This is a genomic window from Streptomyces sp. NPDC034037 (assembly GCF_055575715.1).
Genome location: NZ_JBVISC010000008.1, coordinates 166,375 through 180,750, shown reverse-complemented (window position 1 = coordinate 180,750; position 14,376 = coordinate 166,375). Strand labels below are relative to the sequence as shown.

At 71.1% G+C, this 14,376-nt stretch carries 17 protein-coding genes; 14 read left to right on the top strand and 3 right to left on the bottom strand.

Features of this window, described 5'->3' with window-relative positions; translation table 11 throughout:
• The first annotated feature begins 45 nt into the window (after nt 1–45).
• The 8 genes from map to truA all read left to right on the top strand — a co-directional run bounded on the left by map (nt 46) and on the right by truA (nt 5,146).
• A complete protein-coding gene (gene map, locus ACZ516_RS27065) occupies nt 46–885 on the top strand; it encodes a type I methionyl aminopeptidase (protein ID WP_358577395.1) in 840 nt (279 codons plus the stop codon).
• A 154-nt stretch (nt 886–1,039) separates the two neighbouring features.
• Complete coding sequence (gene infA / locus ACZ516_RS27060) at nt 1,040–1,261, top strand: translation initiation factor IF-1 (protein ID WP_003948620.1); 222 nt, start codon at nt 1,040–1,042, stop codon at nt 1,259–1,261.
• A 58-nt stretch (nt 1,262–1,319) separates the two neighbouring features.
• Nucleotides 1,320–1,433, top strand: a complete 114-nt coding sequence (gene rpmJ, locus ACZ516_RS27055; RefSeq protein WP_003974245.1) for a 50S ribosomal protein L36 — start codon at nt 1,320–1,322, stop codon at nt 1,431–1,433.
• Between the two features lie 207 nt (nt 1,434–1,640).
• Entirely contained in the window at nt 1,641–2,021 is a 381-nt protein-coding gene (rpsM, locus tag ACZ516_RS27050) for a 30S ribosomal protein S13 (protein ID WP_127912744.1), read from the top strand.
• 65 nt (nt 2,022–2,086) lie between these two features.
• A complete protein-coding gene (gene rpsK, locus ACZ516_RS27045; protein ID WP_003956432.1) occupies nt 2,087–2,491 on the top strand; it encodes a 30S ribosomal protein S11 in 405 nt (134 codons plus the stop codon).
• Nucleotides 2,492–2,607: 116 nt separating this feature from the next.
• A complete protein-coding gene (locus ACZ516_RS27040; protein ID WP_016645160.1) occupies nt 2,608–3,630 on the top strand; it encodes a DNA-directed RNA polymerase subunit alpha in 1,023 nt (340 codons plus the stop codon).
• Between the two features lie 80 nt (nt 3,631–3,710).
• The gene (gene rplQ, locus ACZ516_RS27035) at nt 3,711–4,211 is read left to right on the top strand and encodes a 50S ribosomal protein L17 (RefSeq protein WP_358696075.1); all 501 of its coding nucleotides are present in this window, start codon (nt 3,711–3,713) and stop codon (nt 4,209–4,211) included.
• An 80-nt stretch (nt 4,212–4,291) separates the two neighbouring features.
• Complete coding sequence (gene truA, locus ACZ516_RS27030) at nt 4,292–5,146, top strand: tRNA pseudouridine(38-40) synthase TruA (protein ID WP_469012000.1); 855 nt, start codon at nt 4,292–4,294, stop codon at nt 5,144–5,146.
• A 16-nt stretch (nt 5,147–5,162) separates the two neighbouring features.
• Here the strand turns inward: truA and ACZ516_RS27025 are convergent, their stop codons facing one another.
• On the bottom strand, nt 5,163–6,029 hold the full coding sequence (locus ACZ516_RS27025) for a hypothetical protein (RefSeq protein ID WP_361082883.1): 867 nt from the start codon (nt 6,027–6,029) through the stop codon (nt 5,163–5,165).
• Between the two features lie 74 nt (nt 6,030–6,103).
• On the opposite strand from ACZ516_RS27025, the gene ACZ516_RS27020 reads away from it, so the two are divergent.
• The 4 genes from ACZ516_RS27020 (at nt 6,104) to glmM (ending at nt 10,019) form a co-directional block, all read left to right on the top strand.
• On the top strand, nt 6,104–7,315 hold the full coding sequence (locus tag ACZ516_RS27020; RefSeq protein ID WP_361082885.1) for a glycosyltransferase family 87 protein: 1,212 nt from the start codon (nt 6,104–6,106) through the stop codon (nt 7,313–7,315).
• A 244-nt stretch (nt 7,316–7,559) separates the two neighbouring features.
• Nucleotides 7,560–8,003, top strand: coding sequence for a 50S ribosomal protein L13 (gene rplM, locus ACZ516_RS27015; protein ID WP_076684960.1), 444 nt, complete (start codon nt 7,560–7,562; stop codon nt 8,001–8,003).
• A gap of 42 nt (nt 8,004–8,045) precedes the next feature.
• Nucleotides 8,046–8,567 carry a 30S ribosomal protein S9 gene (gene rpsI, locus ACZ516_RS27010; RefSeq protein WP_358577405.1) on the top strand — a complete coding sequence of 174 codons (522 nt, stop codon included), beginning with the start codon at nt 8,046–8,048 and terminating at the stop codon, nt 8,565–8,567.
• A 93-nt stretch (nt 8,568–8,660) separates the two neighbouring features.
• Nucleotides 8,661–10,019 carry a phosphoglucosamine mutase gene (gene glmM, locus ACZ516_RS27005; RefSeq protein WP_361082888.1) on the top strand — a complete coding sequence of 453 codons (1,359 nt, stop codon included), beginning with the start codon at nt 8,661–8,663 and terminating at the stop codon, nt 10,017–10,019.
• Here the strand turns inward: glmM and ACZ516_RS27000 are convergent.
• Together ACZ516_RS27000 and coaA are read right to left on the bottom strand one after the other, a co-directional pair.
• On the bottom strand, nt 10,016–10,963 hold the full coding sequence (locus ACZ516_RS27000) for a DUF389 domain-containing protein (RefSeq protein ID WP_358577409.1): 948 nt from the start codon (nt 10,961–10,963) through the stop codon (nt 10,016–10,018). The two genes, glmM and ACZ516_RS27000, sit on opposite strands and share 4 nt — an antisense overlap.
• Nucleotides 10,964–11,001: 38 nt before the next feature.
• Nucleotides 11,002–11,997 carry a type I pantothenate kinase gene (coaA, locus tag ACZ516_RS26995; RefSeq protein ID WP_467465342.1) on the bottom strand — a complete coding sequence of 332 codons (996 nt, stop codon included), beginning with the start codon at nt 11,995–11,997 and terminating at the stop codon, nt 11,002–11,004.
• A 106-nt stretch (nt 11,998–12,103) separates the two neighbouring features.
• Here coaA and ACZ516_RS26990 point away from each other — a divergent pair, with 106 nt between their 5' ends.
• On the top strand, nt 12,104–12,472 hold the full coding sequence (locus tag ACZ516_RS26990; protein ID WP_358577414.1) for a holo-ACP synthase: 369 nt from the start codon (nt 12,104–12,106) through the stop codon (nt 12,470–12,472).
• 99 nt (nt 12,473–12,571) lie between these two features.
• Nucleotides 12,572–14,011: an NAD(P)H-hydrate dehydratase gene (locus ACZ516_RS26985; RefSeq protein WP_469011996.1), complete on the top strand. Its 1,440-nt coding sequence runs from the start codon at nt 12,572–12,574 to the stop codon at nt 14,009–14,011.
• Nucleotides 14,012–14,376: the final 365 nt, after the last annotated feature.

The window sequence follows — 14,376 nt, the reverse complement described above, 5'->3', positions numbered from 1 at the left end:
TGTGCGTAGCCGGTTTGTCGACGGATGACGGAGAGCGGAAGCCCCATGGTGCAGATCAAGACCCCCGAGCAGATCGCGAAGATGCGTGAGGCGGGCCTTGTCGTCGCCGCCGTGCACGCGGCGACCCGCGAGGCCGCGGTGCCCGGGGCCACCACGAAGGACCTGGACGAGGTCGCCCGCAAGGTGATCGCCGAGCACGGCGCGAAGTCCAACTTCCTCGGTTACGGCGGCTTCCCCGCGACGATCTGCACCTCCGTGAACGAGGTCGTCGTGCACGGCATCCCGGACGACAAGACCGTCCTCAAGGACGGCGACATCATCTCCATCGACGCCGGCGCGATCATCGACGGCTGGCACGGCGACGCGGCCTACACCGCCTTCGTCGGCACCGGCCACGCCCCGGAGCTGGTCGAGCTCTCCCGGGTGACCGAGGAGTCGATGTGGGCCGGGATCGCGGCGATGAAGCAGGGCAACCGCCTGGTGGACATCTCCCGGGCCATCGAGACGTACATCCGCCGCCAGCCCAAGCCGGGCGGCGGCAAGTACGGCATCGTCGAGGACTACGGCGGCCACGGCATCGGCACCGAGATGCACATGGACCCCCACCTCCTGAACTACGTCGAGCGCCGCCGCGGCAAGGGCCCCAAGCTGGTGCCCGGCCTCTGCCTCGCGATCGAGCCGATGGTCTCCCTCGGCACCCCGCGCACGGAGGTTCTGGAGGACGACTGGACCGTCATCACCACGGACGGCACCTGGTCCTCGCACTGGGAGCACTCCGTCGCGCTGACGGAGGAGGGCCCGCTGGTGCTGACGGCCCCCGACTGCGGCAAGGCGAAGCTGGCGGAGTACGGGGTCACCGTGGCGCCGGACCCGCTGGCGTCCTGACCCCCGCTGCTTAACGATCTACGCGATGGGGCAGACTCTCTCGATTCGTCTTTCCGAGAGCCCTGACGTAGACTGACGCGTCGGCTCTCGTGCATCCGTGTGTCTGCATACGGAGCGCGTAGTCGATCAAGGTAGTCGATTCGAAGGGCGAAGCGTGGCCAAGAAGCAAGGTGCCATCGAGATCGAAGGCACTGTCGTCGAGTCTCTTCCGAACGCCATGTTCAAGGTGGAGCTCCAGAACGGCCACCAGGTCCTGGCACACATCAGCGGCAAGATGCGTATGCACTACATCCGCATCCTCCCTGACGACCGGGTCGTGGTGGAGCTGTCTCCGTACGACCTGACGCGTGGCCGGATCGTCTACCGGTACAAGTAGATCTTGCCCGCATCCCGCTCGCGCGGGGTGGTGGCACTGACCCGGAGAACCTCACCCAATGAAGGTCAAGCCGAGCGTCAAGAAGATCTGCGACAAGTGCAGGGTGATCCGCCGTCACGGCCGGGTCATGGTCATCTGCGACAACCCGCGCCACAAGCAGCGCCAGGGCTGACGCACGACTGCAGTTCGCAGATTTTCGCGCGACGCAAGTAAGCACATATGCAGGACCCGTCCCTCTTCAGTTCCTTTGGTAATGGAGGGCGACACCCCCGGTCGGAGGCCGGGGACCCAGCAGGTACCAACCCTTTTCCAGCGAAAAGGGGACGGCCGTTGGGAGTGGTTCTGCTGAAGACCTCCGAAGAATCAACAGGAGCCATGAATGGCACGCGTTGAAGGCGTTGACCTCCCGCGCGACAAGCGCATCGAGGTCGCCCTCACCTACGTGTTCGGCATCGGCCGCACGCTGGCCCAGCAGACGCTGGACGCCACCGAGGTGGACCGCAACACCCGCGTCCGCGACCTGACCGAGGAAGACCTCGTCAAGATCCGCGAGTACGTGGACGCCAACATCAAGACCGAGGGTGACCTCCGTCGCGAGATCCAGGCCGACATCCGTCGCAAGGTCGAGATCGGCTGCTACCAGGGTCTGCGCCACCGTCGTGGCCTGCCCGTCCGCGGTCAGCGCACCAGCACGAACGCCCGCACCCGCAAGGGCCCGCGTCGCGCCATCGCCGGTAAGAAGAAGCCGGGCAAGAAGTAGTCCTCGCTCAGCGGTCTATCGACAGCTGTCGCTGCAGGACCGACCACCTCCCGTAGGAGTTATAGATGCCCCCCAAGGGTCGTCAGGGCGCTGCCAAGAAGGTGCGCCGCAAGGAAAAGAAGAACGTTGCCCACGGGCACGCTCACATCAAGAGCACGTTCAACAACACGATCGTGTCCATCACGGACCCGAGCGGCAACGTGATCTCGTGGGCCTCCGCCGGCCACGTCGGCTTCAAGGGCTCGCGCAAGTCCACGCCGTTCGCCGCGCAGATGGCCGCCGAGTCGGCTGCCCGTCGCGCGCAGGAGCACGGCATGCGCAAGGTCGACGTCTTCGTCAAGGGCCCGGGTTCCGGTCGCGAGACCGCCATCCGTTCGCTCCAGGCGACCGGTCTCGAGGTCGGCTCGATCCAGGACGTGACGCCCACGCCGCACAACGGCTGCCGTCCGCCCAAGCGCCGCCGCGTCTGACGCACGGCAGTTCTTGAGGTTCCGGGCGGTACGGCTCTTCGGAGGCGTGCCGCCCGTACCCTTGTAGTGAATTCAGGGCATCAAATAGTGGGTGCCCCTGACTGAAGGAACGCGACATGCTGATTGCTCAGCGCCCCTCGTTGACCGAAGAGGTCGTCGACGAATTCCGCTCCCGGTTCGTGATCGAGCCGCTGGAGCCGGGCTTCGGCTACACCCTCGGCAACTCCCTGCGCCGTACGCTCCTCTCCTCGATCCCGGGTGCGGCCGTCACGTCCATCCGCATCGACGGTGTCCTGCACGAGTTCACCACCGTGCCGGGCGTCAAGGAGGACGTCACCGACCTCATCCTGAACATCAAGCAGCTGGTCGTCTCCTCGGAGCACGACGAGCCGGTCGTGATGTACCTGCGCAAGCAGGGCCCGGGTCTGGTCACCGCCGCCGACATCGCGCCCCCGGCCGGTGTCGAGGTGCACAACCCCGACCTCGTCCTCGCCACGCTCAACGGCAAGGGCAAGCTGGAGATGGAGCTGACCGTCGAGCGCGGTCGCGGCTACGTCTCCGCCGTCCAGAACAAGCAGGTCGGTCAGGAGATCGGGCGCATCCCGGTCGACTCGATCTACTCGCCGGTGCTCAAGGTCACGTACAAGGTCGAGGCGACCCGTGTCGAGCAGCGCACCGACTTCGACAAGCTGATCGTCGACGTCGAGACCAAGCAGGCCATGCGCCCGCGTGACGCCATGGCGTCCGCCGGCAAGACCCTGGTCGAGCTGTTCGGTCTGGCGCGCGAGCTCAACATCGACGCCGAGGGCATCGACATGGGCCCGTCCCCGACGGACGCCGCCCTGGCCGCCGATCTGGCGCTGCCGATCGAGGAGCTGGAGCTCACCGTTCGGTCGTACAACTGCCTGAAGCGCGAGGGCATCCACTCGGTGGGCGAGCTCGTGGCCCGCTCCGAGGCGGACCTGCTCGACATTCGCAACTTCGGTGCGAAGTCGATCGACGAGGTCAAGATGAAGCTCAACGGCATGGGTCTGGCCCTCAAGGACAGCCCGCCCGGATTCGACCCGACCGCCGCCGCCGACGCCTTCGGCGCCGACGACGACGCGGACGCCGGTTTCGTGGAGACCGAGCAGTACTGATGACTGCCCGCGGGCGTCCGCCCGCGGGGCCCTGACCCCGGTACCTGATACGGCCGGGGCAGATCACTAGGAGAAACACCATGCCGAAGCCTGCCAAGGGTGCCCGTCTGGGCGGCAGCGCCGCGCACGAGAAGCTTCTGCTGGCGAACCTCGCCAAGCAGCTCTTCGAGTACGGCCGCATCACCACCACCGAGGCGAAGGCCCGTCGCCTGCGTCCGTACGCCGAGCGTCTGGTCACCAAGGCGAAGAAGGGTGACCTTCACAACCGCCGCCAGGTGCTGTCCGTCATCACCGACAAGAGCATCGTGCACACGCTCTTCACGGAGATCGGCCCGCGCTACGAGAACCGCCCGGGTGGCTACACCCGCATCACCAAGATCGGTAACCGTCGTGGCGACAACGCGCCCATGGCGATCATCGAGCTGGTGGAGGCCCTGACCGTGGCCCAGGAGGCCACCGGTGAGGCCGAGGCCGCCACGAAGCGCTCCGCCAAGGACGCCGAGGCCGCCGACGCCAAGGCCGACACGGCGAAGGCCGACGAGGCCGCCGAGGCTCCGGCCGAGGAGTCGAAGGACGCGTAAGCGTTCTGCCCTTCAGGGCGTCGCGGGCCCGCCCCCTGCCGGGGCGGGCCCGCTTTTTTGTTGCCTGAGAGGATCCACGAGTGAGTGACGAAGCAGAGCCCGGGTTCGTACGGGTGCGGTTGGACCTGTCCTACGACGGCCGGGACTTCTCCGGCTGGGCCAAGCAGCGCCAGGGCCAGCGGACCGTGCAGGGGGAGATCGAGGCCGCGCTGCGGACCGTGACGCGCTCCGAGCAGACGTACGAGCTGACCGTGGCCGGGCGGACCGACAGCGGGGTGCACGCGCGGGGCCAGGTGGCCCACGTCGACCTGCCCGAGGCCGTGTGGGACGAACACCGCGACAAGCTGCTGCGGCGGCTCGCGGGACGGCTGCCGCACGACGTGCGGGTGTGGAAGGTGGCCGAGGCGCCCGCGGGGTTCAACGCGCGCTTCTCCGCCGTCTGGCGGCGGTACGCCTACCGCGTGACCGACCACCCCGGCGGCGTCGACCCGCTGCTGCGCGGCCATGTGCTGTGGCACGACTGGGAGCTGGACCCGGATGCCATGAACGCCGCCGCCGAACGGCTGATCGGCGAGCACGACTTCGCCGCGTACTGCAAGCGCCGCGAGGGCGCCACGACCATCCGCACACTGCAGGAGCTGCGCTGGGAGCGGCGGCCCGACGGCATCCTGGAGGCCACCGTGCGGGCCGACGCGTTCTGCCACAACATGGTGCGCTCGCTGGTCGGCGCCATGCTGTTCGTGGGGGACGGGCACCGGCCCGTGGAGTGGCCCGGCGAGGTGCTCCAAGCGGGCGTGCGGGACTCCGCCGTGCACGTGGTGCGGCCGCACGGGCTCACCCTCGAAGAGGTCGGCTACCCGACCGACGAGCTGCTGGCCGCCCGCAACAAGGAGGCCCGCAACAAGCGGACGCTGCCCGGCGCCGGCTGCTGCTGAGCCGGCGGCCGCCGCCCTACTCGGGGGCCGCCGCCGCGGCGGACGCCTGGGCCCGGCCCCGCTGGTCGATCTGGCGGAAGGCGAAACGGGCCATGGTGTCGCCGACGGCGTACGCCTTGCGGTCGGCGGTCGTGACGCTCTTGCCGCTGGGGTAGCCCGTGGTGGTGAAGTAGGCGTAGCGGCCGTAGGAGTGGTACGTCCCACGGCACACGCCCGTCTGGCAGAAGTTCGGCACGCCCTTGCCGGGCAGCGCCGTGACCAGGCCGTTCTTCACCTGCTTCATCACCTTCGTGGCCTCGGCGGAGGTGTCGAAGACGGCGACGCCGATGGTGACGGCGAGGCCGCCCTTGACGTAGCTGACGCGGATCAGGCGGGTGCAGTCGTTGGCGGTGAGGAGGGCGCCGAGGGCGGGCTGCGTGACGGACGCGCACTTGTCCGTGCTGTCGGTCCGGCCCTTCTTGTAGACGGTCTCGCCCGAGGTGTACGTCCTGCCGGGGAAGAGGCCCTCGGGGGTGAGCGGCGCCTTGTCCTTCTTCGCGCTGGCGATGAAGTCCTTGGGGTCCGGCGGGGGCGGCGGCGTGGTCTCCTTGAACGTCGGACCGGGGTCGTCGCTCGCGCCGGGGATCTCCGCCGTCGCCGGCAGCTCACTGGCGGGCTTGTTCGAGGCGGTGGCGTCGTCGCCGTTCGCCGAGACGACAGTGATCGCCACGGCGGCCGCGACCGCGATCGTGGCGAGCGCCCCACCGCCGATCATCAGCCATCTGCGGCGCCGGGCGCGTGCCTCGGAGGCTTCGGCGAGCGCCGCCCAGTCGGGCGTGGGTCCCCCGCCGAAGCCGCCCGTGCCGCCCTGGCCCCACTGAGGCCCCCCTTGCCCAAAGCTCATGGGGCGCATCTTAGACGGGCGACCCGGGATGTTGAGCGGGGGTCGCGCGGGGTTCCCGCCCTAGCCTGAGGCGTATGAATACGGGCGAAACGGCTGTTGTCGGATGGTTGTCGCGGCCCGCCGGGCGGCATGCCCGGGCCGTGCTCGCGCTCGTGCTGCTCGCCGGGGTCGTGCGGGTGGGGCTGCGGGCGCCGGACGGCGGGATGGACAACGCCATCGTGGTGCGGGCCGCCGAGGCGTGGATCCACGGCCGCTCGCCTTACGCCGACCGGCACTTCCTCTATCTGCCGGGCGCCGTGCTCGCCGCCGTGCCCCAGGCCCTGCTGCCCACCGCCGTGGTCCGCTTCCTGGTGCCCGCCGGCGTCACCGCCGGGCTCGTCGCCGGCTGGGCGTGCGCCCTGCGGGTGTACGGGGTGTCCTGGCACAGCCGGTTCGCGGTGTACGGCCTGCTGGGGCTCGCCCTCGGCTTCGCCCCCTTCGGGCACCTCATCCAGCTCGGGAACTGGACGGTGGCGTCGGCGGCCGCGCTGCCGCTCGCCCTGCTGTGCGTGTGCCGGGGGCGGTGGACGGCGGCCGGGCTCGTCATCGGCGCCGCCGTCGCGGTGAAGCCGCTGCTGGTGCCCGTCGTGCTCCTCTTCGTCTTCGCGGGGCGCCGGCGGGCGCTCGGGGTCGCGCTCGGCGTGCCCGCGGGGGTGTCGCTCGCGGCGGCGCTCGTGCTGCCGGACCCCGCCGGGTTCTTCACCCGGACCCTGCCCTTCCTGTTGCGCGGTGACGACGCCTTCGTACGCCTCTACGAGGCATCGCCCTCGGCGGTGCTCACGCGGGTCGGGGTGCCGCAGACGGCGGCGACGCTGCTCGCGGGCTGTGCGGCGGCGGCCGGCGTCTGGTGTGCGTGGCGGCGCTGGGGGAGGGGCGACGCGGGGCCCTCGCGGGTGGTGGAGTGCGCCACGATGCTGATGCTTTCGGCCTTTCTCGTCTCCCGGCCCTCCTACGACCACTACCTGCTCGTCGTGGTGCCGCTGCTGCTCGCGGGCGCGCTGCGGGCGGGGGCGGCGGCGCGCAGTCCGTGGTTCTGGGTGGCGCTGGTGCCGCAGGTCCCGGGATTCGCCTGGCCCTGGCTCGAACCCATGACGCGGCGCGCCTTCAAGGACGCGGCGACGCTCTGTCTGCTCGCGGTCACGGTCGGGCGGGCGTGTGCAGTGGGGGTGGGGGCGCTGAGCGGTCGGTGCGGGGTGGAGCGGGCGGACCGCTACTCTGATGAGTGCAGACCTGTCCGTGGTGTGTGAGTCGTCGGTTCCGGTCTTCAGAGCCGCGTTTTGACCGGTACGGGGCGGCGCGGGTACTCTCGGGGATTGATACGTATTGGTGTCCTCGATCTCACGCGAAAGGGCCCTTACGTAGGTTCCCTGGAGCAGTTACCAGTGGCTCGCATACGGGCAGCGTCCCCGGCATTGTGGGCCCCAGCTGCATGATCGCTTCCTGGGTGCCGTGTGTCTGGACCCCATCCACTGAAGAAGCGAAGGCTACTAAGTGCGTACGTACAGCCCCAAGCCCGGCGATGTGACCCGCCAGTGGCACGTCATCGACGCCCGGGACATCGTCCTCGGCCGTCTGGCGACCACCGCTGCCACCCTGCTGCGTGGCAAGCACAAGCCGATCTACGCCCCCCACGTTGACACCGGTGACTTCGTCATCATCATCAACGCGGAGAAGGTGCACCTCTCCGGCAACAAGAAGACCCAGAAGATGGCGTACCGCCACTCCGGCTACCCGGGTGGTCTGCGTTCCGTCCGCTACGACGAGCTGCTTGCGAAGAGCCCCGAGAAGGCCGTCGAGAAGGCCGTCAAGGGCATGCTCCCCAAGAACACCCTGGGCCGTCAGATGCTCTCGAAGCTGAAGGTCTACGCGGGCGACCAGCACCCGCACGGCGCTCAGCAGCCGGTCCCGTTCGAGATCACCCAGGTCGCGCAGTAGTTCCGGCCACCCCCAAAGACGAAAAAGAATCTGAGGAGCATCGTGGCCGAGACCACCGTTGAGCAGCCGGTCGAAGAGACCGAGATCGCTGACGTCGAGCAGTACACCACCGAGTCCGAGGCGCCGCTTGAGGGCGAGTACACCTCGGAGTCGAACCCGGCGCGCTTCGGCGACCCGCAGCCGGCCGCCGGCCTGGGCCGTCGCAAGAACGCCATCGCCCGCGTCCGGATCGTCCCGGGCACCGGCAAGTGGAAGGTCAACGGGCGCACGCTCGAGGACTACTTCCCGAACAAGGTCCACCAGCAGGAAGTCAACGAGCCCTTCAAGGTGCTCGAGCTCGACAACCGCTACGACGTCATCGCCCGCATCTCGGGTGGCGGCGTCTCCGGTCAGGCCGGTGCGCTCCGTCTCGGTGTCGCCCGCGCGCTGAACGAGGCCGACGTCGACAACAACCGCGCCGCCCTCAAGAAGGCCGGTTACCTCAAGCGTGACGACCGCGCGGTCGAGCGCAAGAAGGCCGGTCTGAAGAAGGCCCGCAAGGCCCCGCAGTACAGCAAGCGCTAATCGCTGCCTGCTCGTACTTCTCGTTCGCCCCGGCGGCACTCACCGTGCTGCCGGGGCGTTCGTCTATCAGGAACGAACGTTCGGAGGACAGCAGTGGGACGACTCTTCGGCACGGACGGCGTGCGTGGTGTCGCCAACGCGGATCTGACGGCCGAGCTCGCGCTCGGACTCTCCGTGGCGGCGGCACACGTACTGGCCGAGGCGGGCACCTTTGAAGGCCATCGCCCGGTCGCGGTGGTCGGGCGGGATCCGCGCGCGTCCGGGGAGTTCCTGGAGGCCGCGGTGGTCGCGGGCCTCGCGAGCGCGGGCGTGGACGTCCTGCGCGTCGGTGTGCTGCCCACCCCGGCGGTGGCGCATCTCACCGGTGCGCTGGGCGCCGACCTCGGCGTGATGCTCTCCGCCAGCCACAACGCCATGCCGGACAACGGCATCAAGTTCTTCGCCCGCGGCGGCCACAAGCTCGCCGACGAGCTGGAGGACCGCATCGAGTCCGTGTATGAGGAGCACCGCACCGGCGCGCCCTGGCAGCGCCCGACCGGCTCCGGTGTCGGCCGCGTGACCTCCTACGACCAGGGCCTCGACCAGTACATCGCGCATCTGCTCGGTGTCCTGCCCAACCGCCTCGACGGACTGAAGATCGTCCTGGACGAGGCGCACGGCGCCGCCGCCCGGGTCTCCCCGGAGGCGTTCACGCGCGCCGGTGCCGAGATCATCACCATCGGCGCGCAGCCCGACGGCCTGAACATCAACGACGGCTGCGGCTCGACCCACCTGGGCCTGCTGAAGGCCGCCGTCGTCGAGCACAAGGCCGACTTCGGCATCGCGCACGACGGGGACGCGGACCGCTGCCTGGCCGTGGACCACACCGGCGCGGAGGTCGACGGCGACCAGATCCTCGCCGTGCTGGCCCTCGCCATGCGCGAGCACGGCACACTGCGTCACGACACCGTTGTCGCCACCGTCATGTCGAACCTCGGCTTCAAGCTGGCCATGGAGGCCCAGGGCCTGTCCCTGGTGCAGACCGGCGTCGGCGACCGGTACGTCCTGGAGGCGATGAAGGAGCACGGCTTCGCCCTCGGCGGCGAGCAGTCCGGGCACGTGATCGTCCTGGACCACGCCACCACCGGCGACGGCACCCTGACCGGCCTGCTCCTCGCGGCGCGGGTCGCCGAGACCGGCCGTACGCTGGCCGACCTCGCCGGCGTCATGGAGCGCCTGCCGCAGGTGCTCATCAATGTGCCGGACGTCGACAGGTCCCGCGTGAAGACCTCGGCGGAACTGGCCGGCGCCGTCACCGACGCCGAGCGCGAGCTGGGCTCCACGGGCCGGGTGCTGCTGCGCCCCTCGGGGACCGAGCCGCTGGTGCGGGTCATGGTCGAGGCCGCCGACATCGAGCAGGCGCGGTCCGTGGCCGAGCGGCTCGCCGACGCGGTGAAGTCGGCGCTCGGCTAAAGGCGCCGTGCTTTGGCGGTACGTTCGCGCTGGCCGGCCCAGAGGGCTTTCTGGGTCAGCAGCGTGAGCGTACCGGCGAGGACGATGCCGACGAGGTTGAGCAGGAGCTGCTCGGTGGAGCCCCACGCCTGCTTGTACTCGCTGTAGCTGAAGGCGACCGCGGCGTTCGCCGCCGCGGGGACCGTCGTCACGGAGATCGCCACTCCCACCAGGGCGCCCGACTTGGCCGAGGTGAGCGAGAGCGTGCCCGCCGCGCCGGCGAGGACCGCCACGACGAACGAGAACCAGTCCGGGCGGTAGATGAAGTTCGTGTTCGGACGCTCCGACTTCAGGGCCTCGTCGCTGAACAGGTTCATGGCGTCCATGAAGTAGCTGAACCCGACCGTCACCAGCATCGCCACCAGGAAGCCCACGAGCAGCGCGATCAGTGAGCGCAGCGCCAGCTTCGGGGCCCGCCGCACCAGCGCCGTGCAGAAACCGGCGAGGGGTCCGAACTCCGGGCCGACGGCCATCGCGCCCACGATCAGGATCGCGTTGTCCAGCACGACACCGCAGGCCGCGATCATCGTGGCGAGCGTGATGAACGCGACGTAGGTGACGGAGAGCGTCGACTCCTCGTGGGTCGCGTCGGACAGCTGCTCCCACAGCACCGCGTCCGCCCCCTCGCCCGGCGCGTCGTCCTCGGCCCTGGTGGCGCGCTCGGAGAGCGAGAGGTCGATGGTCTCGACCGCGATCGAGCCGCACTTGTCGAGGTCCAGCGCGCGCAGGCCGCCGATCAGCTCGTCGCCCGCCTCCCGGGCGACGTCGCACATGATGACGTCGCCCTTCGGGTCGCGGGCCGCGCCCGGGACGACGGCGAGGTGCGTGGTGCCGGTCGTCGCCTCGATCAGGCGCAGCACGTCGTCGGTCTTGTCCTCGGGGGAGATCAGGCGCAGGTGCAGCATCCGAGCAGAGTAGTCGGCCGTTCGAGCGGCCGGGTCCTTCAGAGTTTGCGCAGGCTCAGGCGCTGGACCTTGTGGTCGGGGCCCTTGCGCAGCACCAGGGCGGCCCGGCCGCGGGTGGGCGCCACGTTCTCCAGGAGGTTCGGCTTGTTGATCGTGCGCCAGGTGGTGCGGGCGTAGTCCAGGGCCTCCTCCTCCGACACCTGCGTGTACCTGCGGAAGTAGGAGGAGGGGTCCTGGAAGGCCGTGTCGCGCAGCTTCTTGAAGCGGTTCAGGTACCAGCGCTCGATGTCCTCGGTGCGGGCGTCGACGTACACGCTGAAGTCGAAGTAGTCCGCGAGGCCCACGCGGGTGCGGCCGTCCTTGCCGGGCAGGGCGGGCTGCAGGACGTTCAGGCCCTCCACGATGAGGATGTCGGGGCGGTGCACCGCGAGGCGCCTGCCCGGCACGATGTCGTAGATCAGGTGCGAGTAGACGGGGGCGGTGACCTCCTCCTTGCCCGCCTTGATGTCCGCCACGAAACGGGTGAGGGCGCGGCGGTCGTACGACTCGGGGAAGCCCTTGCGGGACATCAGGCCGCGGGCCTGGAGCTCCTTGGTCGGCAGCAGGAAGCCGTCGGTCGTGACGAGTTCGACGCGGGGGTGTTCCGGCCAGCGCGAGAGCAGGGCCTGCAGGAGGCGGGCGACGGTCGACTTGCCGACGGCCACGGAGCCGGCGACCCCTATCACGAAGGGGGTGCCGGACTGGGAGCGCTTCTCGCCGAGGAAGGTGTTGAGGGCCCCGCGCAGGCCGTCCGTCGCGCCGACGTAGAGGTTCAGCAGGCGGGAGAGCGGGAGGTAGATGTCGCGGACCTCGTCCAGGTCGATGACGTCCCCGAGGCCGCGCAGCTTCTCCACCTCCTCCGCCGTCAGGGGCAGGGGCGTCTTCTCCCGCAGGGCGCTCCACTCGGCGCGGGTCAGGTCGAGGTAGGGAGTCGCCTCCGGCTTGTGCCGGTGGGCGCTCCGCTGCGCCTTGTCTGGCGCGGAGACCGAAGAGATCACAGTCCATTGTTACGGCTGTTTGAACGGCCGTGGGGTGGCCGAGTGGTGGGGTGTGTCACGCTGAGCCGTTGTTTTCCGGGCGATTTCTGGGGTGAGTGAGCCGGTGATTATCGGGGTCGGCATCGATGTGGCCGAGATCGAGCGGTTCGGGGCCGCGTTGGCCCGGACGCCGGGCATGGCCGAACGGCTGTTCCTGGACAGTGAGTTGCTGCTGCCGAGCGGGGAGCGGCGCGGGGTGGCCTCGCTCGCGGCCCGCTTCGCGGCGAAGGAGGCGCTGGCCAAGGCGCTGGGGGCGCCGGGCGGGCTGCGGTGGACCGACGCCGAGGTGTACGTGGAGGGGAGCGGGCAGCCGCGGGTGCGGGTGCGGGGGACGGTCGCGGCGCGCGCCGCCGAGCTGGGGGTGCGGTCCTGGCACGTGTCGTTGAGCCACGACGCGGGGGTGGCCTCGGCGGTGGTGGTGGCGGAGGGGTGACCTCGGGACGCACCGCCGCGTGAGGCTTCGGCGGAGGTGTTTCCCCCGGCCCCTCCCTCTCGCCGTGATGGCCCGGCGGGGCAGGGGCAGACTGGGGGGATGCGTAGTGCTTATGGCGTGGAGAGTGTCCGGGCTGCCGAGCGTGCGGCCATGGGGCGGGGGCCCGAGGGGGCACTGATGCAGCGGGCGGCGGCCGGGCTGGCCACCGAGTGCGCCCGGCTGCTCGGCAAGGTGTACGGGGCCCGGGTCACGCTGCTCGTGGGCAGTGGGGACAACGGCGGTGACGCCCTCTACGCGGGGGCCCGGCTGGCCCGGCGCGGCGCGGGGGTCAGCGCGGTGCTGCTCGCCCCGGAGCGGACCCACCCCGGCGGGCTCGCCGCCCTGCGCGCGGCCGGCGGTGCGGTCGTGGGCGCGGACGAGGACAGGGCCGAGGGCGTCGTCGCGCGGGCCCGGCTCGTCGTGGACGGCATCGTCGGGATCGGCGGGCGCGGCGGGCTCCGGGATCGTGCCGCCCGCCTCGTGGGAGCCGTCGCGCGGGACGCCGTGGTCGTCGCCGTGGACCTGCCGAGCGGCGTCGACGCCGACACGGGCGAGGTGCGCGGAGAGGCGGTGCGCGCCGATGTGACGGTGACGTTCGGGACGCACAAGCCGGGGCTGCTGATCGACCCGGGGCGCGAGTACGCCGGTGCGGTGCGGTTGGTCGACATCGGTCTGGAGCTGCCGGCGCGGGAGCGGGCGGCGGAGGCCCTGCAGTACGTCGACGTGGCGGGGCTGCTGCCGCGGCCGAGCGGGGAGAGCGACAAGTACCGGCGTGGTGTCGTCGGCGTCGTGGCCGGTTCCGGGCGGTACCCGGGCGCCGCCGTGCTCTGCGTGGCCGGTGCGCTGCGCGGCGGCGCGGGCGCGGTGCGGTACGTGGGGCCCGCCGCGGACGCCGTGCTCGCCCGGTACCCCGAGACGCTGGTCTCCGCGGGGCCGCCGTCGAAGGCCGGGCGGGTGCAGGCCTGGGCCGTGGGGCCCGGGCTCGGGGACGACGGGGAGCGGCTGCGGGACGTGATCGGCGCGGACGTGCCGCTCCTCATCGACGCCGATGGCCTGCGGCTGGCCGAGGAGCGGGAGGTCCGGGCCCGGCGTGCGCCCACGCTGCTCACGCCGCACGCCGGGGAGGCCGCCGCCCTCCTCGGCGTCCGCCGCGAGGAGGTGGAGACGGCGCGGCTCGCCGCCGTGCGGGAACTGGCGGGGCGCTTCGGGGCGACCGTGCTGCTGAAGGGGTCCACCACGTTGGTCGCCTCGGCCGAGGGCGCCGTACGCGTCAACCCCACGGGCACCCCGTGGCTCGCCACGGCGGGCAGCGGCGACGTGCTGTCCGGGCTCGCCGGCTCCCTGCTCGCGGCGGGACTGGACGCCCGGGACGCCGGCTCGGTGGGCGCCTACCTGCACGGCCTCGCGGCCCGCCACGCCGCGAACGGCGCACCGGTGGCCGCCCACGACGTGGCCGCCGCGATCCCGACGGCCTGGCGGGACGTGTGCCGGGGGGACTGATGGGGGCGGCGGCGACGTGGCGGGCGGTGACGCGCGGCCCGCAGCTTTCGGGCGGCTGGCTCGGGCGGCGGCTGCGGGGTGACTGGGGTGAGCGGTGGCGGACGGGGTAACTGGCTCCGGCGGCGGCTGCCGGGTGACCGGGCCGGGCGGTGGCGGGTGGGGCCGCTGGCTCGGGCCGCTGCTCGGGCGGCGGCTGCCGGGTGACCGGGCCGGGCGGCGGCGGACGGGGCACTGGGTGGAGTGGTGACGTGTGGGTGCCGGGCCGGGTGGCTGTGGTGGGTGCGGTGACCGGCCCAGTGGCGGCAGGCGCGTGACTGGCTGAGCGCTGGCTCTCGGGTGACCGGGGCGAGTGGTGGCGGGTGGGT

What these genes read in the sequence shown, in the direction of transcription:
- map (WP_358577395.1), top strand. Translation starts at nt 46, where the DNA reads ATGGTGCAGATCAAGACCCCCGAGCAGATCGCGAAGATGCGTGAGGCG.
- rpmJ (WP_003974245.1), top strand. Translation starts at nt 1,320, where the DNA reads ATGAAGGTCAAGCCGAGCGTCAAGAAGATCTGCGACAAGTGCAGGGTG.
- rpsM (WP_127912744.1), top strand. Translation starts at nt 1,641, where the DNA reads ATGGCACGCGTTGAAGGCGTTGACCTCCCGCGCGACAAGCGCATCGAG.
- rpsK (WP_003956432.1), top strand. Translation starts at nt 2,087, where the DNA reads ATGCCCCCCAAGGGTCGTCAGGGCGCTGCCAAGAAGGTGCGCCGCAAG.
- ACZ516_RS27040 (WP_016645160.1), top strand. Translation starts at nt 2,608, where the DNA reads ATGCTGATTGCTCAGCGCCCCTCGTTGACCGAAGAGGTCGTCGACGAA.
- rplQ (WP_358696075.1), top strand. Translation starts at nt 3,711, where the DNA reads ATGCCGAAGCCTGCCAAGGGTGCCCGTCTGGGCGGCAGCGCCGCGCAC.
- ACZ516_RS27025 (WP_361082883.1), bottom strand. Translation starts at nt 6,029, where the DNA reads ATGAGCTTTGGGCAAGGGGGGCCTCAGTGGGGCCAGGGCGGCACGGGC.
- ACZ516_RS27020 (WP_361082885.1), top strand. Translation starts at nt 6,104, where the DNA reads ATGAATACGGGCGAAACGGCTGTTGTCGGATGGTTGTCGCGGCCCGCC.
- ACZ516_RS27000 (WP_358577409.1), bottom strand. Translation starts at nt 10,963, where the DNA reads ATGCTGCACCTGCGCCTGATCTCCCCCGAGGACAAGACCGACGACGTG.
- ACZ516_RS26985 (WP_469011996.1), top strand. Translation starts at nt 12,572, where the DNA reads ATGCGTAGTGCTTATGGCGTGGAGAGTGTCCGGGCTGCCGAGCGTGCG.